Below are 22432 nucleotides of genomic sequence, written 5' to 3' on the forward strand. Positions count from 1 at the left end.
CGCGCATGATGGGTGCCTCTTCAAACGCGCCCCACCGCACCATGAAGCCCGAAGACCGACGCCACTTTTCGCGCATTCACTTCGCCAGTGCGGCCCAACTCATCACCGTGGATGCCCGGCTGGATGTGCAGGTGCTGGACCTGTCCTTGCAGGGCGCCCTGCTGACCCTGCCCCAACCCGTCAAGCTGGAGGCCGGCGAGCCCTGCCTGCTGGCCCTGCGCCTGGGCGACGCGACCGTCAAGATGGCCGCCGAGTTGGCCCATGTGAAGGCCGATCAAGTCGGGCTGCAGTGCCGCTGCATCGATCTGGAGTCCATCAGCCACCTGCGCCGCCTGGTGGAAATGAATCTGGGCAGCAGCAAGCTGCTTGAGCGTGAGCTCAAAGCCCTGCTGGCTGCTTGAACCGCTGTTTCGCACATGCCACATTGGGGCCAACCGGCCTTGTCAATTGCGCCGCCGCGCGCACACTGAACCCATCCACCCACCCACCCTTCGGAGATGTTGTGATGAAGATGACCGCCCCACGTATCGCCGCCCTCCTGGCCCTGACCGCAGCCCAAGGCTCGGCGCTGGCCAACGTCAACTTGTGCATGGAGAACGCCGACAACGTGCCCTGGATCCTGATGGGCGCGGGCAAGGCCGGCTATGTGCAGATCATGATGGCCGAGGTCGAGAAGACCGTGGGCTTCTCCGTCAAAGTCACGCCCATGTCCTGGAAGGAATGCCTGGCTGGCGTGAAGGCCGGCACCATCGACGGCGCCGTGAGCGGCAGCCACAACAAGGAACGGGCCGAGTTTGCGGACTACCCGAGCAAGCTGGATGGCGAGGTCGATGCCACGCGTCGCATGTACCGCGCGGCCTATTACATCTACAAGGCCAAGGGGGCCAAAGTCGCTTGGGACGGCAAGGTGCTGACCGCACCGGGCCTGATCGGTGCCCAGGCCGGCTTCTCGGTGGTGGGTCAACTGAAAGAGGCCGGCGCCAAGGTGGAGGACAACACCCCGACGGCGGACGAGGTGCTCAAGCGCGTGGCGGCCGGCAAGTACGTCGCCGGCGTGGTGCAGGTCAACGAGGGCGACACCACTTTGGCCGACAACCCCGCCATCCGGGAAGCGGTCGAGAAGGTCAACCCGGCCTTTGTGGAGAAGGCCTACTACACCTTCTTCTCCAAGGCCTACACGGCCAAGAACAGTGCCAATGCCCGCGCCGTTTGGAATGCCATCGTCAAGGTCCGCAACGATCCGGCCTTCAAAGCCCAGGTGGCGAGCCTGACCAAGGGTTCTGAATAAGCGCCGCTGCGGAATACGCCGCTATTTGCTGAAGGGGATTGGGGGCTCCAGGGGCGGCTGGTGACACACTTGCGAGCTTTCCGTTCACCCACCCCTCGCATGACCTTTACTCTGGCCCGCTCTGCAATTTGCGCGTTGTCCATCTGCACCCTGGGTGCCAGCGCGCAAACCAACACAAACGTCTCGCTTTGCCATGAAGACGTGGAAAACGCGCCCTGGATCTTCACTGGGGCGCGGCAGGGCTATTCCCAGCTGATGATGGCCGAGGTGGCCAAGCAGGCGCACATCAGCATCAAACTTACGCCCATGCCCTGGAAGGCCTGCCTGGCGGCCGTCAAGGAGGGCAAGATGGACGGAGCCATCAGCGGCAGCTACTCCAAAGAACGAGCGGAGTTCGCCGTCTACCCGATGGAAGGCGATAGCCCGGACACCACAAGGCGCATGTATTACGCCTCCTACGCCTTCTACCGGCACAAAGATCACCCGGTGAACTGGGACGGCAAGTCCCTGAAGGCATCAGGTCTGATCGGTGCCCAGAGCGGCTTTTCAGTGGTGGCCCAACTCAAGGAACTGGGCGCTCGGGTGGAAGACAACACCACCTCGGCCGACGAGGTGCTAAAGCGCGTGGCCGAGGGCCGCTACCAAGCCGGCGTGGTCTCCATCAGCGAGGGCGATGCCTCCCTAGCCCAGAACCCCGCCCTGCGTGCCGCTTTGGTGCGGGTCAATCCGCCCATGGTGGAGAAGCCCTACTTCACCCTCTTCAACAAAGACTTCGCTGCCCGCAATGACATGGCCGTGCGCATGATCTGGACGGGTGTGAAGATGGTGCGCATGAACCCGACCTTCAAGGTCAGGGTCGCACCGCTGACGCGCGGCTCCGAGTAAGCCATGACGGCGGGCAGCTATCGCATCTGCCCGCTATGCGAAGCCAGTTGCGGCCTGCGCATTGAGTTGCACGACGGCCGCGTCCAGCGCATTCGGGGCGAACCTGACGATCCCTTCTCGCGCGGCTATCTCTGCCCCAAAGCGCTGGCGCTGAAGGATCTGCACGACGACCCGGATCGCCTGCGCCAGCCCCTGGTCAAACGCCAGGGGCGCTTGGTGCCGGTGAGTTGGAACGAGGCCTACGCCGAGATCGAGGTCCGCCTGCTGCCCATCCTGCGCGAGCACGGGCCTGACGCCGTGGCCACGGTGCTGGGCAATCCGGTCGTGCACCGCATGGGCCTGCTGGCCTACTTCCCGCGCCTGGCGCGCGCGCTAGGCACGCGCAATCTGTTTTCGGCCTCCACCTTAGACCAAATGCCCAAGCAACTCAGCAGTGCGCTGATGTTCGGGCATTGGTTCTCGGTCGCCGTGCCGGACATCGACCGCAGCGATTTCCTGCTGATCCTGGGCGGCAATCCCTTGGCCTCGAACGGCTCGATGTGGACCGTGCCCGATGTGCGTGAGCGCCTGCGGGCGCTGCGCCAGCGCGGCGGCCGCCTGGTGGTGGTGGACCCGCGCCACAGCGAAACCGCCGCCATTGCCGACCAGCACCTGGCCATTCGCCCGGGCACCGACGTCTTCCTGCTCGCCGCCCTGTGCGCCACCTTGTTCGAGGAGGGGCGGGTGCAACCCGGCCGCCTGGACGAGCACCTCAATGGCCTGGAAGCATTGCGCGACTTTGTGCAGCCATACGCGCCCGAACAAGTTGCTGCTCGCTGCGGCCTGGATGCCGGCGCCATACGGCAGTTGGCGCGCGATTTGGCAGCCGCGCCGCGCGCGGCCGTCTACGGCCGCATCGGCACCCACACCACGCGCTTTGGCACCGTGAATGCCTGGCTGGTCGACGCCCTGAACGTGCTGACCGGCAACCTGGACCGCGAAGGCGGCGCCATGTTCCCCAAGGCCCCGGCTTTTGCGGCCAACACCCTCCCCGGACCTGCCAAGGGTGTGCGCCTGGGGCGACGCCACAGCCGGGTCAGCGGCGCCCTCGAGGTCAATGGCGAACTGCCCATCACCTGCCTGCGCGAAGAGATCCAGACCCCCGGCCCCGGCCAGGTTCGTGCGCTCATCAGCGTGGCCGCCAACCCGGCCCTGTCCTGCCCCGGTGGCGCTGCGCTGGACGCCGCGCTGGGTGAGCTGGACTTCATGCTCAGCCTGGACATCTATGTCAACGAAACCACCCGCCATGCCGATGTGATCCTGCCGGGCCGCTCGGCCCTGGAGGTGGCGCACTACGACATCGCCTTCAGCCAGCTCAGCATCCGCAACCACGCACGCTGGAGCGAGGCCCTGCTGCCGAGCGAACAGCCGGACGATTGGGAGCAGCTGCTTCTCCTGAGCGCCCTGGTGCAGGGGCGGGACTGGCGCGCCCCGTTGGCCGAGTTGGATGACGCGATGCTGGACGAGGAGCTGGCCCGCCATCTGCCCGAGGAACTGCGCGCGCCCGTGCGGGCCGCCCTGGGCGATCGCCCCGGCCCGCAGCGATTGGTCGATCTGGGCCTGCGCCTGGGCCCCTATGGTGACGCTTTTGGCCGCCGCCCCGAGGGTTTGAACCTGGCCCAAGTCCGGGCTGCGCCGGCCGGGCTGGACCTGGGGCCCTTGCAGCCGCGCATCCCCGAGTTGCTGCGCACCGCCAGCGGGCGCATCGAATTGGCCCCGGCCGAATGCCTGGCCGAGCGCCAGGCCCTGGCCGCCGCGCTGGATGAACCCAGGCCCGAGTGGACCCTGATCGGGCGCCGCGACCTGCGCTCCAACAACAGCTGGATGCACAACCTGCCCCTGTTGGCCAAAGGGTCGGAGCGCTGCACCTTGCAAATGCACCCCGATGACGCCCGGAGGCTGGGCTTGGCAGAGGCCGATTGCGCCTGGATCGAAGGGGCAGGCGATCCGCTGCGAGTGCCTGTTGAACTGAGCACGACCCTGCGCCCCGGTCTGGTGTGCCTGCCCCACGGCTGGGGCCACGCCGGGACCCCACTCCGTGTGGCCGCACAGCGCCCGGGTGTGAACTTCAACGCCCTGCTCAGTGATCGGGAACGCGACCCCTTGAGCGGCAATGCCGTGCTCAGCGGCATCACGGTGCGCATCCGGCCGGCCTGAATTCACAGCGCAAGCCCTTACGTCCTATGGGGCCACAGGGAGAAACCGGCGCCGAACCCCGACAATCTCGGGTTTGCCCCAGCCCACCCCGTAGGCCGCCATGACCCTGATCCGCGACGACCATCACACCGCCCAAACGGTGAAGCCGCCCAAGGCCGAGCGCGCACTCACGGCCTATCGCCCTTACTGGGCCAAGCGATTTGGCGCTGCGCCCTTCCTGCCCATGAGCCGCGAAGAGATGGCGCAGCTGGGCTGGGAAGAGTGCGACATCATCATCGTCAGCGGCGATGCCTATGTGGACCACCCCAGCTTCGGCATGGCGGTGATCGGGCGCACGCTGGAGGCCCAGGGCTTTCGCGTCGGCATCATTGCGCAGCCGGACTGGAACTCGGCCGAGCCCTTCAAGGTGCTCGGGCGGCCCAAGCTGTTCTTCGGCGTGGCCGCCGGCAACATGGATTCGATGATCAACCACTACACGGCCGATCGAAAAATCCGTACCGATGACGCCTACACCCCGGGCGGTGAAGCCGGCAAGCGCCCGGACCGCGCCACCCTGGTCTACACCCAGCGCTGCAAGGAAGCCTACAAGGATGTGCCGGTCATCATCGGCGGCATCGAGGCCTCGCTGCGCCGCATCGCGCACTACGACTACTGGACCGACAAGGTGCGGCGCTCCATCCTGGTGGACAGCAAGGCCGACCTGCTGCTCTACGGCAATGCCGAGCGCGCCATCATCGAGATCGCCCACCGACTGGCGGCGCGCAAGCCCATCGAGTCCATCACCGATGTGCGCGGCACCGCTTTCATGCGGCGCATCGACGACCCGGCCTTGGCCGGCTGGTTCGAGATCGACTCCAGCAGCGTGGACCAGCCGGGCAAGGTGGATGAGCTGATCAACCCCTACGCCACCACCGAAGAGACCGGCGAGGCGCAGGGTGCGGCTTGCGCCAGCAGTGCGCCGACCAACACCGAAAAACCGATCCAGATCGTGCGCCGCACCGTGGCCAAGAGCGACGCCCGCGCCGTCACCCCGCCGCGCGAGCGTTCGGTCATCCGCCTGCCTGCCTTTGAGCAGATCAAGTCCGACCCGGTGCTCTACGCCCATGCCAACCGCGTGCTGCACTTGGAGACCAACCCCGGCAATGCCCGCGCACTGGTGCAGCGCCATGGCGATGGCCCCTCGGTGCGCGATGTGTGGCTGAACCCGCCGCCCGTCCCGCTCTCAACCGCCGAGATGGACCATGTGTTCGACCTGCCCTATGCGCGCAGCCCGCACCCGCGCTACGCCGACGAGCAGGGCCGCCATGACGGCGCGACCAAGATCCCGGCCTGGGAAATGATCCGCTTCTCGATCAACATCATGCGCGGCTGCTTTGGCGGCTGCACCTTCTGCTCCATCACCGAGCACGAGGGCCGCATCATCCAGAGCCGCTCCGAGGAGTCGGTGCTGCGTGAGATCGAGGACATCCGCGACAAGGTGCAGGGCTTCACCGGCGTCATCAGCGATTTGGGCGGCCCCACCGCCAATATGTGGCACATCGGCTGCAAGTCCAAGGAAATCGAGGCCAGCTGCCGCAAGCCCAGCTGCGTCTACCCTGGCATCTGCCCGAACCTGCACACCGACCATGGCCCGCTGATCCAGCTCTACCGCAAGGGCCGCGCGCTCAAGGGCGTGAAGAAGATCCTGATCGGCTCGGGCCTGCGCTACGACCTGGCCGTGCAGAGCCCCGAGTACATCACCGAGCTGGTCACCCACCATGTGGGCGGCTACCTGAAGATCGCGCCCGAACACACCGAGACCGGGCCGCTCAGCAAGATGATGAAGCCCGGCATTGGCACCTACGACCGCTTCAAGCAGCTGTTCGAAGCCGCCAGTGCGGCGGCCGGCAAGAAGCAGTACCTGATTCCTTACTTCATCGCCGCCCACCCCGGCACCAGCGATGCGGACATGATGAATCTGGCCGTCTGGCTGAAGAAAAACGGCTTCCGTGCCGACCAGGTGCAGACCTTCTACCCCAGCCCCATGGCCACGGCCACGGCCATGTACCACTCCGGCAAGAACCCGCTGCGCAAGGTCACCCGCGACAGCGAGGCGGTGGACATCGTCAAGGGCGAAAAGCGCCGCCGCCTGCACAAAGCCTTCCTGCGCTACCACGATGCCAACAACTGGCCGCTGCTGCGCCAAGCCCTGCAGGACATGGGCCGCGCCGACCTGATCGGCAATGGCAAGCACCATCTGATTCCCAGCTGGCAGCCCCAGGCCGAGGGGGGCAGCTGCGGCAGCGCACGCCGTGGTTCAAGCGCCCCGGTGAACAAGCCCTCTGCCCGCCAATCCACCGATCCGCGCGGCTTGCGCAAGCCCGGCCCTGGCACCCTGCTGACCCAGCACACCGGCCTGCCCCCACGCGAGCAGGGGAAGACCCGCACGGCGCGGCACAAACGCGACAAGGCTTGAGGGACAACCCGGTGCTCGGCGGGCCACATCGGCCAAAGAACTGACGCATACTCCAGCGGACCGACCGACTCACGGCCCGCATGTCCGACATCCTCCCGCCTTCAGATTCTCGGTTTGATCCCGACGACGATGTGCTCGAGCTGATCGAGGAGCACGATCACGTTGGCACCGACACGCATGCCCATGATCCGTGGCGCGTGTTGATCGTCGACGACGACAGCGACGTCCACAAGGCCACCGAGCTGGCCATGCAAGGCTTGGTCATCGAGGGGCGCAAGCTCACCTTCTTGCACGCCGACTCCGCCGCCCAGGCGCGCGAGCTGCTGGGCCGCGAAGGCGACCTGGCGGTGGCCCTGCTCGATGTGGTGATGGAAAGCGAAGACGCCGGCCTGCAGCTGGTGCGCCACATCCGCGCCAACGCCGGGCTGGATGCCCTGCGCATCGTGCTGCGCACCGGCCAACCCGGTTACGCGCCCGAGATCGAGACCGTGCGCGCGCTCGATATCAACGACTACAAGACCAAGTCCGAGCTGACCCGCACGCGGCTTTACACGGTACTGACCGCCGCGATCCGCTCCTACAAGCAGATCTGCGAGCTACAGGCCGGCCGGCGCGGCCTGGCGCGCGTGCTGGAAGCGGCCAACGAGCTGAGCCAGATCCGCACCCTGCCGCGCTTTGCCGAGGTCGCGCTGCAGCATCTGTGCAGCCTGTTCGAAGCCCTGCCCCAGGGCTTGGTGTGCGTGCACCACCGGGCCGACCCGGTGGAACAAGCCCGGGTGGTCGCCACCGCCGGTCCGCAGGCCAGTTTGCTGGGGGCTTCGCTGACGCTGGTCGAGCAGGCCGATTTGCGCGAGTGCATCGAAAGCGTCATTCGCAGCGGGCAGTCGCGCTTCGAGAACCGACTGGCCCTGCATTTCGCGCTCTCCAACGAGCGCGTGCTGGTGATGCTGGCGGATCTGCCGCGCGCACCGCAAGAGTTGGAACTGCCCCTGCTGCACACCTTTATCTCGACGGTGGCCATCGGCTTTGACAACGTGGCCATGTATGGCCAGTTGCTGGATCACGCCTATAACGATCAGCTGCTGCAGCTGCCCAACCGCAACCGCTTCATCGAGTTGCTGGAGCGCCATCTGCAGTCGCCCGACGGCTTGTCGCTGGCGCTGATCGACATCGACGATTTCTCCGACATCAACGACGCCTTCGGCCATCGCTTTGGCGACCAGGTGCTGCAGGCCGTGGCCGCCCGCCTGGGCGAGCGCTATGTCGAGCGCTGCGAGATGGCGCGCATCTCGGCCGACACCTTCGGCTTGATGGGCCCCAACGAAGGGGTGAATGCCGCCGGGCTGGCCGCCGTGTTCGCCGAGCCCTTCACCGTGGCGGGCGAACGCCTGCAGCTCTCGGCCACCACGGGTCTGGTGCGGCTTTCCGACAGCAGCGCCTTGGGTTCCGAGCTGCTGCTGGACGCCCACATCGCGCTCAAGCGCGCCAAGCAGATGCACCGCGGCGCGGCGCAGTACTTCAGCGCCGAGATGGGCGTGGACGCCCGCGAACGCTTCAAGCTGCTCAAGGGACTGCGCGCCAGCTTCGAGGCGCGTCGCCTCTTCGTGGTCTACCAGCCGCAGGTCGAACTTGCCACCCGCCGCGTGGTGGGTGCCGAAGCCCTGCTGCGCTGGCGCAACGAGGAAGGCAAGTTCGTCCCGCCCGACCAGTTCATCCCGCTGGCCGAGCAGAGCGGACTGATCATCTCGATCGGCGAGTTCGTGCTGCGCACCGCTTGCTACCAGGTCAAGCACCTGCGCGACCTGGGCTTCATGGACTTCCGCATGGCGGTGAACATCTCGCTGGCGCAGTTCCGCCATCCGCAGTTCATCCCGACCCTGCAGGCCGCCATGCGCGACACTGAGGTGCCGGGCGAGGCCCTGGAGCTGGAGATCACCGAATCCATGGCCATGGAAGACGTGGAAATGGTGCTGCATGTGCTGGCCGACATCCGCGCTACCGGCGCCACGGTCGCGATCGACGACTTTGGCACCGGCTTCTCGTCCTTGAGCCAGCTGCGCCAGTTGCAGGTCGAACGCCTGAAAATCGACCGGGCTTTTGTGCAGGAGGCTCAGACCTCGGCCGCCGGCTCCAGCATCGCCGCCATGGTGGTCAACCTGGGTCGCACTCTCGGCATGCAAGTGCTGGCCGAAGGTATCGAGACCGAAGAGCAGGCCGCGCAGTTGGTGGCCCTGGGCTGCCACGAGGGCCAGGGCTATCTGTTTGCCCGCCCCATGCCGGGCGAACTGCTGGAAGGCTGGATGGCGCAACAGGCGGGCGGGGCCAAGCCCGCCGCCTGATCCGCGCTCACAGGTTCAGGCCTGGCGCTTGGCCAGCACGGCCCGCGCCACGCGGCTCACCGGCGGCCGGCCCAGCACCCCGCTGATGAAGGCCGCAGCATCCACCAGACCGTCGAGATCCACGCCAGTCTCAATGCCCAAGCCGTTGAGCATGAAGACCACGTCCTCGGTCGCCACATTCCCTGTCGCGCCCTTGGCATAGGGGCAGCCACCCAGGCCGCCGACGCTGGCGTCAAAGGTGCTCACACCCACTTCCAGACTGGCGTACACATTGGCCAAGGCCTGGCCATAGGTGTCGTGGTAGTGGCCGCTCACCTCGTGCAGCGGGAAGTGCTTCAGGGCGCGCTCCAGCGCCTGCTGAATGCGGCGCGGCGTGCCCACGCCGATGGTGTCGCTGACGCCGATGTGATCGACGCCAATGGCCGCCAACTGCGCCGCCACCGCATCCACCTTGTCCGGATGGATGTCGCCCTCGTAGGGGCATCCGATGGCGCAGCTGAGCGCCGCACGCACCTTGATACCGGCCGCCTTCGCTTGCGCCACCACGGGCGCAAAACGCTCGATGCTCTCGGCGATGGAACAGTTGATGTTCTTCTGCGCAAATGCCTCGCTGGCCGCCGTGAAGACCACGATCTCGTCGGGCCGGGTGGGCAGCGCGGCCTCCAGGCCCTTGGCATTGGGCACCAGCACCGCATAGGCCACATCGGAGCGACGCTGGATGCCGGCCATGACCTCGGCGTTGTCACCCATCTGCGGCACCCACTTCGGGCTGACAAAGCTGGTGGCCTCCAGGCGGCGAATGCCGGCAGCCTGCAGGCGGTGGATCAGCTCCACTTTGTCGGCGGCTGCGACCACCTGCTTCTCGTTTTGCAGGCCGTCGCGCGGCCCGACGTCGCAGAGGGTGACGCGATTCGGAAGTGCCATTTCAGTCCTTACAGTCCTTTAAACGCCCAGACAGCGATGTCGAGCATTCATCAAGCGGCCACCGCGGAACCGGCTTTGCCGGGCCGCTGGTGGCGCCCCCTTGAGGGGGAAGCGCCAACGGCGCTTCGGGGGAGGGTCATGCCTCTTCCAGGCGCAGGAGTTCGGCGCCGTCGCTGAGCTGGTCGCCCACGGCATACAGCAACTCAGCCACCTTGCCGTCGCGCGGGCTGTTCAGCGTGTGTTCCATCTTCATCGCTTCCATCACCGCCAGCGCCTGGCCGGCCTTGACGGCGTCTCCCGCCTTCACCAGCAGGGCCACGAGCTTGCCCGGCATCGGGGCTGTCAGGCGGCCCGCGCTGGGCGCGCCCTCGCCGGCGTGGGCAATCACATCCACCTCGGTCAGGGTGGCGCTGCCCTGTGGCGCGAACACGGTCACGTCCTCGCCGCGCGCATAGGTCTGCACCGTGATGCGGCGCTGGCCCAGGCCCTCGCCCTCGCAGTTGCCCAAGAGCAGCACATGGCGCTCGGGGCTGGCGGAATCGACCGCAAAGGTTTGCTCCACGCCATTCACGCTCAGCACCATGGCGCCACGCTGCGGGCGGCGCAGCTGGATTTCGTGGTGGGTCGCACCCTCGGCCAGATCAAAGCGCCGCACCGCGTCGCCGGTCAGGCGGAAGCCATCGCGCCGGCTCCAGGGGTCGGCATCTTGCGTGCGGGCCTCCAGCGCAAGGCTGTGGGCCACCACGGCGGCGGCGGCCACATCCAGCGGCAGGCCGGGCTGGCCGAACAGGGCGGCGCGCTCGCGCTCGATCAGGCCGGTGTCCAGGTCCGCGCCCGTGAAGCTCTGCGTGGCCGCACAGCGGCGCAGAAAGGCCACATTGGTCTGCAGGCCGACGATATGGGTCTGGGCCAGGGCCGCATCCAGGCGGGCCAGGGCCTGGGCGCGGTCCTCGCCCCAGACGATGAGCTTGGCCACCATCGAGTCGTAGTAGGGGCTGATGGCATCGCCCTCGACCACGCCGGTGTCCACCCGAACGTCAGAGCGAACAAAACTGCTGTGCGCCGGCCAACGAAGCACGTCCAGCGATCCGGTGGCGGGCAGGAAGCCGGCCTCGGGGTTCTCGGCACAGATGCGCGCCTCGATGGCGTGGCCGTGGATGCGCAGCTCCGACTGCTTCAGCGGCAGGGGCTGGCCGGCGGCCACGCGCAGCTGCCACTCCACCAGGTCCAGGCCGGTGATGGCCTCGGTGACCGGGTGCTCAACCTGCAGCCGGGTGTTCATCTCCATGAAGTAGAAGCGACCGTCCTGCTCGGCGATGAACTCCACCGTGCCCGCGCCCACATAGCCCACGGCCTTGGCCGCGGCCACCGCCGCCTCGCCCATCTCACGGCGGCGCTCGGCCGTCATGCCCGGGGCCGGCGCCTCTTCCAATACCTTCTGATGGCGGCGCTGCACCGAGCAATCGCGCTCGAACAGATAGACGCAGTCCCCCTGCGTGTCGCCAAAGACCTGGATCTCGATATGGCGGGGCCGCTGCACATAGCGCTCGATCAGCACCGCATCGTCGCCAAAGCTGTTGATGGCCTCGCGCTTGCAGCTGGCCAGGGCGGCATCGAATTCCTCGGCCGCCATCACCGCCCGCATGCCCTTGCCACCGCCGCCGGCGCTGGCCTTGATCAGCACCGGGTAGCCGATGCGGTCGGCTTCGCGCTTCAGCAGAGCCGGATCCTGATCAGCCCCGTGGTAGCCGGGCACAAGGGGCACACCGGCCGCTTCCATCAGGCGCTTGCTCTCGGCCTTCAGGCCCATGGCCAGGATGGCGCTGGCCGGCGGGCCGATGAAGACCACACCGGCCTCGGCACAGGCCTGCGCAAAGCCTTCGTTCTCTGAGAGAAAGCCATAGCCCGGGTGGATGGCCTGGGCGCCCGTAGCCTTGGCAGCCGCCAGGATGCGCTCCCACTGCAGATAGGAATCGCGCGGCGCCGGGCCGCCAATCAGCACCGCCTCGTCGCAGGCCAGCACATGCTGAGCGCGGGCATCGGCCTCGGAATACACGGCCACGGTTTGAATGCCCATCCGGCGTGCGGTGGCGGCCACGCGGCAAGCGATTTCGCCGCGATTGGCGATCAGGATCTTCTTGAACATCTGGCGGTCCTTGTGGGACGAATGACGCCTCGTTGGCGCAAGACCCGAAGTATCGAGGACTCAGGGCGGCAACACGCTCACCTTGGGCCAGCGCTCGGCATAGCGTTTGCTCGCGCAGCGCTTGCGATAGGTGTCGACACTGACCCGGCGCGGGTTGCGCCGCACGCGGCAGGCGAACAAATCGTCCAGACCCAGGGGCGCGATCAGCTTCAGCGCGTCATCAGGCTCTAGGCGCACGGCCAGCGCCGTGCAGAACTCGGGCCAACTGGCCACCGCCTCTTCCAATGAATGCAGCGGCGCCACCGCATGACCGAACTCGACTTCAAACCACTCGTGCACCCGCGCCTGGTTGGTCACTTCCCAAGGCAAGCCGGGGCAGCGCTGATTCAGCAGCGCCTGCAACTCGGCATCGCTGCGCGGCTCATCAGAATCGAAGAACACCAGGTCCACATCGGCCGGCAGCCGATCCAGCGGATGTCCATGCAGGGCATCCCACACAAGATTGCGCAGGCTGCCCGCGCCGATGGCCCAGTCCCGCAGGCCCAGCTCGCGGGCGAACTGCAGGGCCTGCATCAGCCAGGGGCTGGCGCGCACCCACTCCAGCAGGCGCGCGGACTCAGCGCCCAAGGACCGGCTCGCTGAATCCCCAGCGCTTCGGCGCATCGGCCCTGAGCTTCAGCACCGTTCGCAAGCTGCGGGCCGGGAAGATTGGGAGGCAGGGCTGCTGACTCTTGCCGCCATCGGCATAGCCCGCCTGGATCGCGTCGCCGCGCTGGCAGGCCGCATGCACAGCGTCCCAGGCCTCGACCGGCTCGCGCACCAAGCTGCGGCCCTGCAGATGCGTGAGGCGCTGCCCCAGGCGCAAGGTGCTGCAGCGCATGTCCGCGTCCAACTGGGCACCGTCGTTCATGGACCAGAAGCTGCTGGCACCAGCGCAGTCGGCCTTCATCAGCTGCCGCGTCAACTCCGTGGCCATCGAACGGCGCAGGCCCGCATTGAGCGGCTCACTACCCTCAAGAGCCAGCGATTCCGCCAGGCCGACCGCCTGCATCGCAGCGATCAAGCCGGAAGCGAAACCCTGCTCGGGGTCCAGCAGCAGTCGCTGCAACCAACCCGAATGATCTCCATCGGCCCAAGCCTGCAGGCGCGCCACCGTGAGCTCGGCGCCACCGGCATGCAGGCTCGCCAGTCGCTTCAGCAGCGTTTCAGGCCCAGGCAAGCGACTGGCATGCACCGCCTGCGCCAGCTGCATCAGGCTGACGCCGCAGGCGTAGTCCTCGCTCCCGCGCCGGCCGGTGGGGAGCTTGGCCGCCACCTGATCGCCCCGGGCGGCCAGGCAGGCATTCACATAGGCCTCCACGCGCTCCACCCAGCGCTGCGGGGCCAACTGGCCGGTCTGGGCCTGCTGCAGTAGGGCCATCCACTCGGCGTGGCCCTCGTGCAGCCAGGGCCGCGAGGCGTCGGAGCGATACAGGCCTGAGTTCCACCAGTGCCCGGCCTCATGGGCCACGAACAGGCCCAGATCCTCGGGCGACAGGGTGCTGGCATCGCGCGGCAGGCGCAGCCGCATCATGCGGCCCGGGGTGGTGTCGCCATGAAAGCCCGGCAGTTCGGAAAGCGTCACCACCAAGGCCCCCGAACCCGGCAGCGCCTGACCATAGGCCTTTGAGTAGGCCTGCACACTGCCCAGCAGATCCTGGCGGATCCGCTTCGCCTGATCCGCCAGCACCTTGGCATCCATCATCAGCCAGGCACCGCCCAGGTCCTGGGCCGGCCGCTGCCCCAGGAACACATACTCGGCCAAGCCCAGCCGACGCTGGTTCTCGTAGCCGCTGTTCTGCAGTTCCGCATCCACCTCGGCGGCACCCAGGGCCAGGTTCACCTCGCCCCGATGCTGCGCACCGCGCTGCAGCACCGCGGGCGCCTGCCACTGCCAGCGCAGAGCCGTGCCGGGCAAGAGCACCGCGTAATGCCCGGTGTGCAGCAGCACGCCCGAGCCATCGGCCTGCGGCTGCGCCGGCTCATAGGTGGCGTAGGCATTCAAGACCTCGGGCCGGACGCGCAGGGTGGCGGCTTTGCAGCCCGCGCGCAGGCGCAGTGCGCTGGGCAGAAGTTCGGTGCAGTCGTCGGCAGCGCTCGCCATCTTTTTGCGCCAGGCCTGGGCCCCATGCGGCGTGGGCGGCCAAAAGGGCAGCTCTTGCACGCCCGCCGGTGGCTGGTAGCGCATCAGCAGGCTGCCGTCTTTGGCCAAGCTACCCTGGATCAACAACTCGGGGGTATTGGCCCAAGCCATCTGGGCCGCAGCCGCCAGCCACACCCCCAAGCCGGCGCGCAACAACGGCCTGCGAAAACGCTTCTTCATGCATCCCCCCTCTGAGTGGGGGCGCAGTTTAGGGAGGGTCCGCAATCCCCATGCAGCCCGCGTTTGCGAGAGAACCGGCCGGATCGTAGACGGCGCGCGAAGGTCGGACTCGCCGTCCGACAGCCGAGCGCGCCAACGACCGAGACGGCCGGTTATCTCGCAAACCCGTGCGGGCCAAAGACTTGTCGGGCGCTGGCCGGCGTTGCAAGCCTTGCTCAGGCCACCAGCCTGAGCTGCGGCTCGCGCCTTGGCCCTCATCCCGAAAAGTCTTGGCGCGGGCGCAGGGGGGTTGCAGACCCTCCCTTGCCTCACCAGAGCTCGATGCCCCAGCGCCGCACCAAGGCCGCAAACGCCACGAACCCGACCAGGCCCACCGCGCTGCTAGCCGCCAGCGTGGGCCAGAAGCCCCAGCGCGGCAGCAGCCAAGGGAAGACCACGAACATCGGCAAGGTGGGCAGCACATACCAAAGCGTGTACTGCGCATGGCGCGCCAGCTTCTCGCTCGGCTGGCCTTCCACATGCATCCAGATCAGCGCCAGCACCGTTACCCAGGGCAGCGCCCCGATCAGGCCGCCCAGGCGGTCGCTGCGGCGCACGGCCTCGCCGATCAGGACCACCAGAGCGGCCGTGATCGCGTACTTGGTCAGCAGCCAGCTCATGCCACAGCCCCCTGGCGGCGCTGACTCCAACCACGTGACCACAGCCCGCGCACGAAACGCCACAGGGTCCAGATCAGGGCGCCGGCCAGCACCGCCAACACCGTCAACACACCGGCCAGGGCCCAGGGGTGGGTCCAGCCCAACCAGAGCAGGCCGGGCACGGTCAGATCGCCCAGCAAGGACAGGCCGATGTTGGAGAAGGGTTCGGGCGAATGGTTGACCGCCACCCGCGTGGTGGCCTTGGCCAGATGCGCACCCGCCGCCAGACCACCGCCCATCAAGCCGGCCAGCAGCGCCCAGCCCTGGGCATCGCCGCCGCCGAACACCTGATAGGCCAGGGCCGCGCCGGCAGGGATGCGAATGAGGGTGTGCAGCGCATCCCAGGCGCTATCGACCCAAGGGATCTTGTCGGCCAGGAACTCCACCAGCATCAGGCCGCCACTGCCCCAGAGCAGCAGCGGGGTCTGCAGCACTTGCAAGCCCGTGGGCAGGTTCACCCAGCCCAGCTGACCTGCCAGACCGGTAAGAAAGACCACGGCATAGAGCCGCATGCCGCTGGCCCAGCCGAGCGAAGCGGCCAGGGCCAGGAGTTGTGGCGTATCCAGATCAGGCATGGCCGCATTCTGCGGCCGGCCTTTACACCGCGAAGAAGTAGCGCACCAGGCCGAAGGCGAAGGCAAACAGCCAGCCGCAGCCGAAGCGGTCGATGCGCAGCAGGGCCTGGCCCCGCCCCTCGCGCCAGCGGCCCAGGGCGTGCATCAGCGCGCCGGCCACGATGGGCGTCACGATCAGGTTGGGCAGGCGCCAGGCCGGGGGCACCAGGCTGTCGGACCAGATCAGCAGGCTCAAGCCGCCCAAGGCCAGACCCAACAGCGCGTAGCTGATGGCCGACCACCAGATCGACGGCTTGCGCTCGAAGGGTTGGGCCAGACCGCGCAGGCCCAGTTCCACGAAGAGCTCACCAAAGACGTTCAGCAGCAGCTCGCCGAAGAGTTCGAACAAGACCTCCAGCATGGGCGCGCGGCGAGTCTCTTCAGACCGGTCCGCACCCGCAACCTGCGTGCGCGTCGCGCTGCTCGGTCACGGTCTCCTGCACCTCGGCCACGCTCAGGTCCAGGCGCTCCAGCAGGCGGCGGTCGGCCTCGGCCTGGGGGTTGCCGGTGGTCAGAAGCTTCTCGCCGTAGAAGATGGAGTTGGCACCGGCCATGAAACACAGGGCCTGCAGGGCTTCGTCCATCTGCTCGCGGCCGGCCGACAGGCGCACCATGCTGTGCGGCATGGTGATGCGGGCCACGGCGATGGTGCGCACGAACTCGAAGGGATCGAGGTCTTCGTTCTTGGCCAGCGGCGTGCCTTCCACCTTCACCAGGTTGTTGATGGGCACGGACTCGGGCGGCGGGTTCAGATTGGCCAGCTGGGCCACCAGGCCGGCGCGCTGGGTGCGGCTCTCGCCCAGGCCCACGATGCCGCCGCTGCACACCTTCATGCCGGTGGCGCGCACGGCCTCCAGGGTGTCCAGGCGGTCCTGGTAGGTGCGGGTGGTGATGATCTCGCCGTAGAACTCGGGCGAGGTGTCCAGGTTGTGGTTGTAGTAGTCCAGCCCGGCCTCGCGCAGCTGCACGGCCTGTTCGGCCTTGAGCATGCCGGCGGTCACGCAGGTTTCCAGGCCCAGGCCCTTGACCTCGCGCACCATGGCCATCAGCTGTTCCATGTGGCGGTCCTTGGGCGAACGCCAGGCCGCGCCCATGCAAAAGCGCGTGGCACCCTTGGACTTGGCGGCCTCGGCCGCGGCCTTCACTTCACTCAGGTCCAAGAGCTTCTCGGCCTCCAGGCCGGTGTCGTAGTGGCTGGACTGCGGGCAGTAGGCGCAATCTTCCTCGCAGCCGCCGGTCTTGATGGACAGCAGGGTCGAGAGCTGCACCTGGTTCTTGGGCTGATGTTCCTGATGCACGGCTTGCGCGCGGTGGATCAGCTCCATAAAGGGCAGCGCGAACAAGGCCTCGACCTCGGCCACCGACCAGGCTCCCTCGGCCGCCTTCACGGGGCGGTGCAGATGGATGGGTTGCACGGGCGCGTTCATATCAGTCCTTGTTCAACAACAATCGGTCCAGAGCGGCGGCATCGAAATAGGCGGCCACCGCCTCGGGGGTCGGGGAGTCCAGGCGCGGGATGGCGCCCAGGCAGGGTGCGGGCAGCAAGGCCCGCAAGGTGGCGAGATTTTCGCCGTGTTGCAGCATCTGGCCGTCCACGGTGTTGGCGATCCATCCGGCCAGGGTCAGACCGCGTGCCGAAACAGCCTCGGCCGTGAGCAGCGCGTGGTTGATGCAGCCCAGACGCAGGCCCGCGACCAGGATCACCGGTGCGGCCAAATCACGGGCCAGATCGGCGCTGTCCCAACGAGCCTCCTCGTCCAAGGGCACGCGGAAACCACCCACACCCTCGACGAAGGCGAGGTCCAGCTTGGGCAGCGGCGCGCGCAGCGCGGCCAACACCTCGGCGCGACGGATGGGCCGCCCCTCCAGGCGCGCGGCCAGGTGCGGGGCGCAGGGCGTGCGCAGCTGAATGGGGCCGATCTCCTGCTCGGTCAGACCCACCGTCTGTGCGGCATGCAGCAGCGCCACGTCCTCGTTGACCCAGCGGCCCGCACGCAGCTCCTGCCCTGCGGCCACCGGCTTCAAGCCCGCCGCGCGCAGGCCGCGCTGGGCGGCCGCATGGGTGAGCGCGGCGGTACAGGTGGTCTTGCCAATCTCGGTGTCGGTGCCGGTGATGAAGTAGGTTCCGGTCATGGCCCTAATCGTTGAACTGGAATAACAGGTGAAACAAGCGATCCCAGGGCTCTAGCCCCTCGCTGCGCTGCAGCGGCTCAAACCAGCTGGGCATAGGTTGGTGCAATTCCTGTGGCGTTAGACAGCGATAGCCCGACAGTCCAATTGCGTGCTCGATGGCGGAGCGAAAAGGTCCGGGCTCGAGATCCTCTAGCTTCAAACACTGAGGCAAGTCCAATCCACCGAAGCCCCAACAACCATACGGTCCGCCGTCGTCGTAGATCTGTTTATCCCACTCCGTACGACCGAAGGCCACGACTGGCGCGAACAAGGAAAAATAGAAGACCAAACTGGGAAACCGGTGCCGCACGTACGGACGCCCATCCAACACCCCAGCTTCGCGAACCACCAGCTCAGGCCGATACACGTACACCCCCTCGTAGCTGTTGTAGCTATTCCCGCGGATGTCCGCTTTGAAGGGACCACGCGATTCGACGGCACTTGCAAATACGCCCACTGCTTTGCCTGCTGAGGCCTCACTGAAGCCATCCAAGACTTGCCAGTCCGCGAGCCCTCTGAGTTCATGCTCTTGAAACACGCGTCAACCTCCTTGAAACGGCTCGAACGCTGACAACGCCAGCATGAGCGCATTCAAGTCTTCGCTGCGGTGATCCGCACACAGCGTGATGCGCAAGCGCGCCGTGCCCGCCGGCACCGTAGGCGGGCGGATGGCCGGCACGCGGAGGCCGGCCGCCTCCAGCTGGCCTGAGAGCGCCAGTGCGGCGGCGTTTTCGCCCACGATCAGCGGCTGGATCGGTGTGTCGCTGGCCGGCAGCTGCCAGCCACGCGTGGCGGCGAGGGGCGCCAACCCTGTGGCCAGCTGATCGCGCAGCAGCTCCAGCTGCGCACGGCGGCGCTCGCCCTCCTCGCCCTCAATCAAGGCCAGCGACTTCAAGAGCGCATGGGCCAGGGCCGGCGGGCTGGCGGTGGTGAAGATGGTGGGGCGGCTGGTCTGCAGCAGCCATTCGATCAGCGTCGGGTGGGCGGCGATAAAGGCCCCCGCCACACCGGCCGCCTTGCCGAGCGTCCCCATCCACACCAGGCGCTCGCTGCGCAGGCCACAGTGGGCCAGGCTGCCGCGCCCGCGTGGGCCCAGCACGCCAAAGCCATGGGCGTCGTCCACCAGCAGCAGGGCATCAAAGCACTCGGCCAGGGCCAGCAATTCGCGCAGCGGGGCCAGATGGCCGTCCATGCTGAACACGGCGTCCGTGACGATCAGCTTGGTGGCGGCCGTGGAGGCGCGCAGCTGGGCCTCCAGCTGGTCCAGGTCGGCATAAATGCTCTTGCGCGCTCTGGCGAGGCGCGCGCCGTCGATCAGGCTGGCGTGGTTCAGGCGCTCGGAAAACAGCTCGGCGTCCTCGCGGTCGGCAAGGCCGGTGAGCAGGGCCAGATTGGCCATATAGCCGGTGCACAGGGTGAGGGCCCGCGCCTCGGGAATGCAGTCGCGTGCCCAAGCGCCCAGCTCGGCCTCCAGCGCCTCATGCGCCTCACTGTGGCCGCTGATCAAGTGCGAGGCCCCTGCACCAACGCCCCAGCGCGCCGCGCCTTCTTGCAGGGCGGCAATCAGCTCCGGGTGGTCGGCCAGGCCCAGGTAATCGTTTGAACAGAACAGCAGCAGCTCGCGACCGTCCACGCGCTGGCGAGGTGCGGTGGGCGAGCCGGCGAGGCGCCGCGTGCGGCTCAGATCCTGCGCCGCACGTTCATCCAGCCGCGCCCGAAAGCGATCGAACAGGCTCACCGCGGGCAAACCTCGTCGAGCGTGGCGCGCACCTGCTGCGCCAACCACTGGGCGGTGGGCGCATCGATAACATAGGGCGGCATCAGATAGACGCTGCGACCGATGGGGCGGATCAAGAGCTCGTGCGCGCGCGCAACGAGGTGGAAGGTTTCCGCAAAGCGCTCGCCCGCCACCTCAGCACGCACATCAAAGGCCAGCACCATCCCCGTCTGGCGCCCGGCCTCCACGCGCGGGTCGGCCAGCAAAGGCGCAAAGGCTTCGCGCAGGTGCTTGGCCTGAGCCGGCAAGGTGGGCAAGACAGCCTCCATGCGCCGCAGCACCTCGTTGGCCGCCGCGCAGGCAATGGCATTGCCGGTGTAGGAATGCGAGTGCAAAAAGCCGCGCGCCACCTCGGGCGAGAGGAAGGCCTCGAACACGGTGTCTGTGGTCAGCACCAGGGACAGCGGCAGGGTGCCGCCGGTGATGCCCTTGCTCAGCAGTACAAAGTCGGGCCAGCTTGCTGTGCTGACCTGCTCCCAAGCAAAGAAGGTCCCAGTGCGGCCGCAGCCCACGGCGATCTCATCGGCGATCAGGTGCGCGCCGTAGCGGGTGCACAGCGCGCGCAGTTCGCGCAGGGCTTCCGGCCCGTGCATGCGCATGCCGCTGGCCCCCTGGATCAAGGGCTCGACGATGACCGCCGCGCAGCGCCCCTTCAGTTCAAGCAGCTTGGCCTCGATGGCCGCCAGCGCGCCGGCCTCGTGCAGGGCCGGGGCCAGGTGGGTGGCGCGCAAGAGCGGCGCGTAGGCATCGCGAAAGATCGCCACATCGGTGACCGAGAGCGCCCCCAGCGTTTCGCCGTGATAGCCGCCCGCCAGCGCGATGAACTCGCACTTCTGCGGCTGCCCCAGATTGCGCCAGTAGTGCGCGCTCATCTTCAGCGCGATCTCGGTGGCGCTGGCGCCGTCGCTGCCGAAGAAGGCATGGCCCAGGGCGCCGCCGGTGCGCGCGCTCAAGCGCTCCGCCAGCTCCACCGCCGGCGCGTGCGTGCAGCCGGCCAGCATCACATGCGGCAAGGTGCGGGCCTGATGCGCAATGGCCTCGGCCAGGCCAGCGTCGGCATGGCCGAACAGGTTCACCCACCAGGAACTGTTGGCGTCGAAGTAGCGGCGGCCCTCGGTATCGATCAGCCAGGGCCCCTCACCGCGCGCGATAGGCAGCGGCGGCACGGCATCCAGCCGCGCCATCTGGGTGCAGGGATGCCAGACGGCCGCGCGGCTGCGCGCGGCCAGGTCTTTGCCGGAATTCATTCGCTCAAGGTCCAGGGCAGGGGCTGCTTGTTCAGGAAGCTTTGCACCCCAGCACGCCCTTCCGCTGACGCGCGGATGTCGGCAATGCGTCGGGCCGTGTCATCGCGGGTCGCTTCCGTCAACTCGGCCTCGGCCAGGTCCAGCGCCAGCTTCTTGCAGGCGCGCACGGCGGCCGGCCCATTGGCACAGAGCAGCCCGGTCAGTTCGGCCACCTTGGCGTCCAGGGCCTCAACACCCGGCACCACTTCGTGCACCAGGCCCAACGCTTTAGCGGTGGCGGCGTCGAAACGCTCGGCCGTGGTGAAGTAGCGCCGCGCCTGGCGCTCGCCGATGGCCTTGACCACATAGGGACCTATGGTGGCCGGCAGCAGGCCCAGCTTGGCCTCGCTCAGGCAATAGCCTGCGGCAGCCGTGCTGACCACGATGTCGGCACAGGCCACCAGGCCCACGCCACCGGCATAGACATCACCCTGCACGCGCGCAATCACGGGAATGGGGCAGCGATAGATCGTCCACAGCATCTGCGCCAGGCGGCCGGCGTCCTGGTGGTTTTCTTCCCAGGAGTAGTCGGCCATGGCACGCATCCAGTTCAGGTCCGCGCCGGCGCAGAAGGCCTTGCCTTCGGCGACCAGTTGAATGACCCGCAAGTCGCTGCGCCCACCGAGTTCGACAAAGGCGGCCGTAAGTTCGGCAATCACGCCGTCGTTGAAGGCGTTGCGCACCTCGGGGCGGTTCAGGGTGACGCGGGCGACGGCGCCCTGTTCATCGATCTTGAGGGTTGCGGTCATGCCGCCTCCTTGTCGTTCAAAGCTTTGCACATCAGCACCGAGGCATAGGTCTTGCCGGTCCACTGCAGCTGCCCCTGTTCCACATAGCCGCGCCGCTGATAACGAGCGCGCAGGGCCTGCGCCGGTAGCGCGGTGTCCAGGGCCACGCGCTGGAAGCCCTGTGCCTTGGCCCAGGCCTCGGCCGCATCCATCAAGCGCTCGGCCAGGCCCTGCCCGCGGCAGTCCGGGTGCACGGCCAGCTGCGAGAGGATGGCCGTACCGGCCTGCGTGTAGAGCGCTGGCGCGGGGTCCAACAGATAGTTTTCATCCGCCGGTTTGGGGCCGCGCACCTGCACCGTGCCCACCCATTCGCCCGCGCGCTGCGCCACCCAGGTTTGGCCCTGGGCGATGCGTTGGCGGGTGACTTCCACCGACTGATTCGCTGCCGTGAAATTCCAGCCCTGCGCCGCCAGCGTGGCATAGGCCCGGTGCAGCAGGGAAGTGAGTTGCTCCGGGCTGTGCTCCGGGCCCCAGGGCTGTATCGAAATCGGTTCCATGCGAT

At 67.6% G+C, this 22432-nt stretch carries 20 protein-coding genes; 6 read left to right on the forward strand and 14 right to left on the reverse strand.

The window, feature by feature from the left end; translation table 11 throughout:
- The first annotated feature begins 41 nt into the window (after positions 1 to 41).
- The 6 genes from FF090_RS16150 (at position 42) to FF090_RS16175 (ending at position 9163) form a co-directional block, all read left to right on the forward strand.
- The gene (locus tag FF090_RS16150; RefSeq protein ID WP_138857701.1) at positions 42 to 401 is read left to right on the forward strand and encodes a PilZ domain-containing protein; all 360 of its coding nucleotides are present in this window, start codon (positions 42 to 44) and stop codon (positions 399 to 401) included.
- Positions 402 to 505: 104 nt separating this feature from the next.
- Positions 506 to 1288 (forward strand): substrate-binding periplasmic protein, encoded by a 783-nt coding sequence (locus tag FF090_RS16155; RefSeq protein WP_138857702.1) that lies wholly within the window; start codon positions 506 to 508, stop codon positions 1286 to 1288.
- A gap of 99 nt (positions 1289 to 1387) precedes the next feature.
- Positions 1388 to 2173: a substrate-binding periplasmic protein gene (locus FF090_RS16160; RefSeq protein ID WP_138857703.1), complete on the forward strand. Its 786-nt coding sequence runs from the start codon at positions 1388 to 1390 to the stop codon at positions 2171 to 2173.
- Between the two features lie 3 nt (positions 2174 to 2176).
- The gene (locus tag FF090_RS16165) at positions 2177 to 4369 is read left to right on the forward strand and encodes a molybdopterin-dependent oxidoreductase (protein WP_138857704.1); all 2193 of its coding nucleotides are present in this window, start codon (positions 2177 to 2179) and stop codon (positions 4367 to 4369) included.
- Between the two features lie 100 nt (positions 4370 to 4469).
- Positions 4470 to 6824, forward strand: a complete 2355-nt coding sequence (locus tag FF090_RS16170) for a YgiQ family radical SAM protein (RefSeq protein WP_138857705.1) — start codon at positions 4470 to 4472, stop codon at positions 6822 to 6824.
- 80 nt (positions 6825 to 6904) lie between these two features.
- Positions 6905 to 9163, forward strand: a complete 2259-nt coding sequence (locus FF090_RS16175) for a GGDEF/EAL domain-containing response regulator (protein WP_138857706.1) — start codon at positions 6905 to 6907, stop codon at positions 9161 to 9163.
- 15 nt (positions 9164 to 9178) lie between these two features.
- Here the strand turns inward: FF090_RS16175 and FF090_RS16180 are convergent, their stop codons facing one another.
- The 14 genes from FF090_RS16180 to FF090_RS16245 all read right to left on the reverse strand — a co-directional run bounded on the left by FF090_RS16180 (position 9179) and on the right by FF090_RS16245 (position 22427).
- A complete protein-coding gene (locus FF090_RS16180) occupies positions 9179 to 10087 on the reverse strand; it encodes a hydroxymethylglutaryl-CoA lyase (protein ID WP_138857707.1) in 909 nt (302 codons plus the stop codon).
- A 136-nt stretch (positions 10088 to 10223) separates the two neighbouring features.
- Positions 10224 to 12233, reverse strand: coding sequence for an acetyl-CoA carboxylase biotin carboxylase subunit (locus FF090_RS16185; protein ID WP_138857708.1), 2010 nt, complete (start codon positions 12231 to 12233; stop codon positions 10224 to 10226).
- 60 nt (positions 12234 to 12293) lie between these two features.
- A complete protein-coding gene (locus FF090_RS16190; RefSeq protein ID WP_246071449.1) occupies positions 12294 to 12860 on the reverse strand; it encodes a nucleotidyltransferase family protein in 567 nt (188 codons plus the stop codon).
- Complete coding sequence (locus tag FF090_RS16195) at positions 12850 to 14595, reverse strand: hypothetical protein (protein WP_138857709.1); 1746 nt, start codon at positions 14593 to 14595, stop codon at positions 12850 to 12852. The genes FF090_RS16190 and FF090_RS16195 overlap by 11 nt, the downstream gene beginning before the upstream one ends.
- Positions 14596 to 14903: 308 nt before the next feature.
- Entirely contained in the window at positions 14904 to 15254 is a 351-nt protein-coding gene (locus FF090_RS16200; RefSeq protein WP_138857710.1) for a DUF3147 family protein, read from the reverse strand.
- Entirely contained in the window at positions 15251 to 15868 is a 618-nt protein-coding gene (locus FF090_RS16205) for a DUF4126 domain-containing protein (protein ID WP_138857711.1), read from the reverse strand. Before FF090_RS16205 ends, FF090_RS16200 begins: the two co-directional genes overlap by 4 nt.
- 22 nt (positions 15869 to 15890) lie before the next feature.
- Positions 15891 to 16268 (reverse strand): hypothetical protein, encoded by a 378-nt coding sequence (locus tag FF090_RS16210; protein WP_138857712.1) that lies wholly within the window; start codon positions 16266 to 16268, stop codon positions 15891 to 15893.
- A gap of 19 nt (positions 16269 to 16287) precedes the next feature.
- A complete protein-coding gene (gene bioB, locus FF090_RS16215; RefSeq protein WP_138857713.1) occupies positions 16288 to 17334 on the reverse strand; it encodes a biotin synthase BioB in 1047 nt (348 codons plus the stop codon).
- 1 nt (position 17335) lies between these two features.
- The gene (bioD, locus tag FF090_RS16220; RefSeq protein WP_138857714.1) at positions 17336 to 18040 is read right to left on the reverse strand and encodes a dethiobiotin synthase; all 705 of its coding nucleotides are present in this window, start codon (positions 18038 to 18040) and stop codon (positions 17336 to 17338) included.
- A gap of 4 nt (positions 18041 to 18044) precedes the next feature.
- Positions 18045 to 18617 carry a hypothetical protein gene (locus FF090_RS16225; protein WP_138857715.1) on the reverse strand — a complete coding sequence of 191 codons (573 nt, stop codon included), beginning with the start codon at positions 18615 to 18617 and terminating at the stop codon, positions 18045 to 18047.
- A gap of 3 nt (positions 18618 to 18620) precedes the next feature.
- Positions 18621 to 19817: an aminotransferase class I/II-fold pyridoxal phosphate-dependent enzyme gene (locus FF090_RS16230; RefSeq protein WP_375137386.1), complete on the reverse strand. Its 1197-nt coding sequence runs from the start codon at positions 19815 to 19817 to the stop codon at positions 18621 to 18623.
- On the reverse strand, positions 19814 to 21103 hold the full coding sequence (gene bioA / locus FF090_RS16235) for an adenosylmethionine--8-amino-7-oxononanoate transaminase (RefSeq protein ID WP_138857716.1): 1290 nt from the start codon (positions 21101 to 21103) through the stop codon (positions 19814 to 19816). Before bioA ends, FF090_RS16230 begins: the two co-directional genes overlap by 4 nt.
- Positions 21100 to 21891, reverse strand: a complete 792-nt coding sequence (locus FF090_RS16240; RefSeq protein ID WP_138857717.1) for an enoyl-CoA hydratase/isomerase family protein — start codon at positions 21889 to 21891, stop codon at positions 21100 to 21102. The genes bioA and FF090_RS16240 overlap by 4 nt, the downstream gene beginning before the upstream one ends.
- The gene (locus FF090_RS16245) at positions 21888 to 22427 is read right to left on the reverse strand and encodes a GNAT family N-acetyltransferase (protein WP_138857718.1); all 540 of its coding nucleotides are present in this window, start codon (positions 22425 to 22427) and stop codon (positions 21888 to 21890) included. The genes FF090_RS16240 and FF090_RS16245 overlap by 4 nt, the downstream gene beginning before the upstream one ends.
- Positions 22428 to 22432 lie beyond the last annotated feature (5 nt).

This window comes from Inhella inkyongensis (assembly GCF_005952805.1).
In the GTDB taxonomy this organism is placed as follows: Bacteria; Pseudomonadota; Gammaproteobacteria; order Burkholderiales; family Burkholderiaceae_C; genus Inhella; species Inhella inkyongensis.

Excerpts from the sequence above, each read along its gene's own strand:
- FF090_RS16150 (WP_138857701.1), top strand. The coding sequence starts at position 42 with ATGAAGCCCGAAGACCGACGCCACTTTTCGCGCATTCACTTCGCCAGT.
- FF090_RS16155 (WP_138857702.1), top strand. The coding sequence starts at position 506 with ATGAAGATGACCGCCCCACGTATCGCCGCCCTCCTGGCCCTGACCGCA.
- FF090_RS16160 (WP_138857703.1), top strand. The coding sequence starts at position 1,388 with ATGACCTTTACTCTGGCCCGCTCTGCAATTTGCGCGTTGTCCATCTGC.
- FF090_RS16165 (WP_138857704.1), top strand. The coding sequence starts at position 2,177 with ATGACGGCGGGCAGCTATCGCATCTGCCCGCTATGCGAAGCCAGTTGC.
- FF090_RS16170 (WP_138857705.1), top strand. The coding sequence starts at position 4,470 with ATGACCCTGATCCGCGACGACCATCACACCGCCCAAACGGTGAAGCCG.
- FF090_RS16175 (WP_138857706.1), top strand. The coding sequence starts at position 6,905 with ATGTCCGACATCCTCCCGCCTTCAGATTCTCGGTTTGATCCCGACGAC.
- FF090_RS16180 (WP_138857707.1), bottom strand. The coding sequence starts at position 10,087 with ATGGCACTTCCGAATCGCGTCACCCTCTGCGACGTCGGGCCGCGCGAC.
- FF090_RS16185 (WP_138857708.1), bottom strand. The coding sequence starts at position 12,233 with ATGTTCAAGAAGATCCTGATCGCCAATCGCGGCGAAATCGCTTGCCGC.
- FF090_RS16195 (WP_138857709.1), bottom strand. The coding sequence starts at position 14,595 with ATGAAGAAGCGTTTTCGCAGGCCGTTGTTGCGCGCCGGCTTGGGGGTG.
- FF090_RS16200 (WP_138857710.1), bottom strand. The coding sequence starts at position 15,254 with ATGAGCTGGCTGCTGACCAAGTACGCGATCACGGCCGCTCTGGTGGTC.
- FF090_RS16205 (WP_138857711.1), bottom strand. The coding sequence starts at position 15,868 with ATGCCTGATCTGGATACGCCACAACTCCTGGCCCTGGCCGCTTCGCTC.
- FF090_RS16210 (WP_138857712.1), bottom strand. The coding sequence starts at position 16,268 with ATGCTGGAGGTCTTGTTCGAACTCTTCGGCGAGCTGCTGCTGAACGTC.
- bioB (WP_138857713.1), bottom strand. The coding sequence starts at position 17,334 with ATGAACGCGCCCGTGCAACCCATCCATCTGCACCGCCCCGTGAAGGCG.
- bioD (WP_138857714.1), bottom strand. The coding sequence starts at position 18,040 with ATGACCGGAACCTACTTCATCACCGGCACCGACACCGAGATTGGCAAG.
- bioA (WP_138857716.1), bottom strand. The coding sequence starts at position 21,103 with ATGAATTCCGGCAAAGACCTGGCCGCGCGCAGCCGCGCGGCCGTCTGG.
- FF090_RS16240 (WP_138857717.1), bottom strand. The coding sequence starts at position 21,891 with ATGACCGCAACCCTCAAGATCGATGAACAGGGCGCCGTCGCCCGCGTC.
- FF090_RS16245 (WP_138857718.1), bottom strand. The coding sequence starts at position 22,427 with ATGGAACCGATTTCGATACAGCCCTGGGGCCCGGAGCACAGCCCGGAG.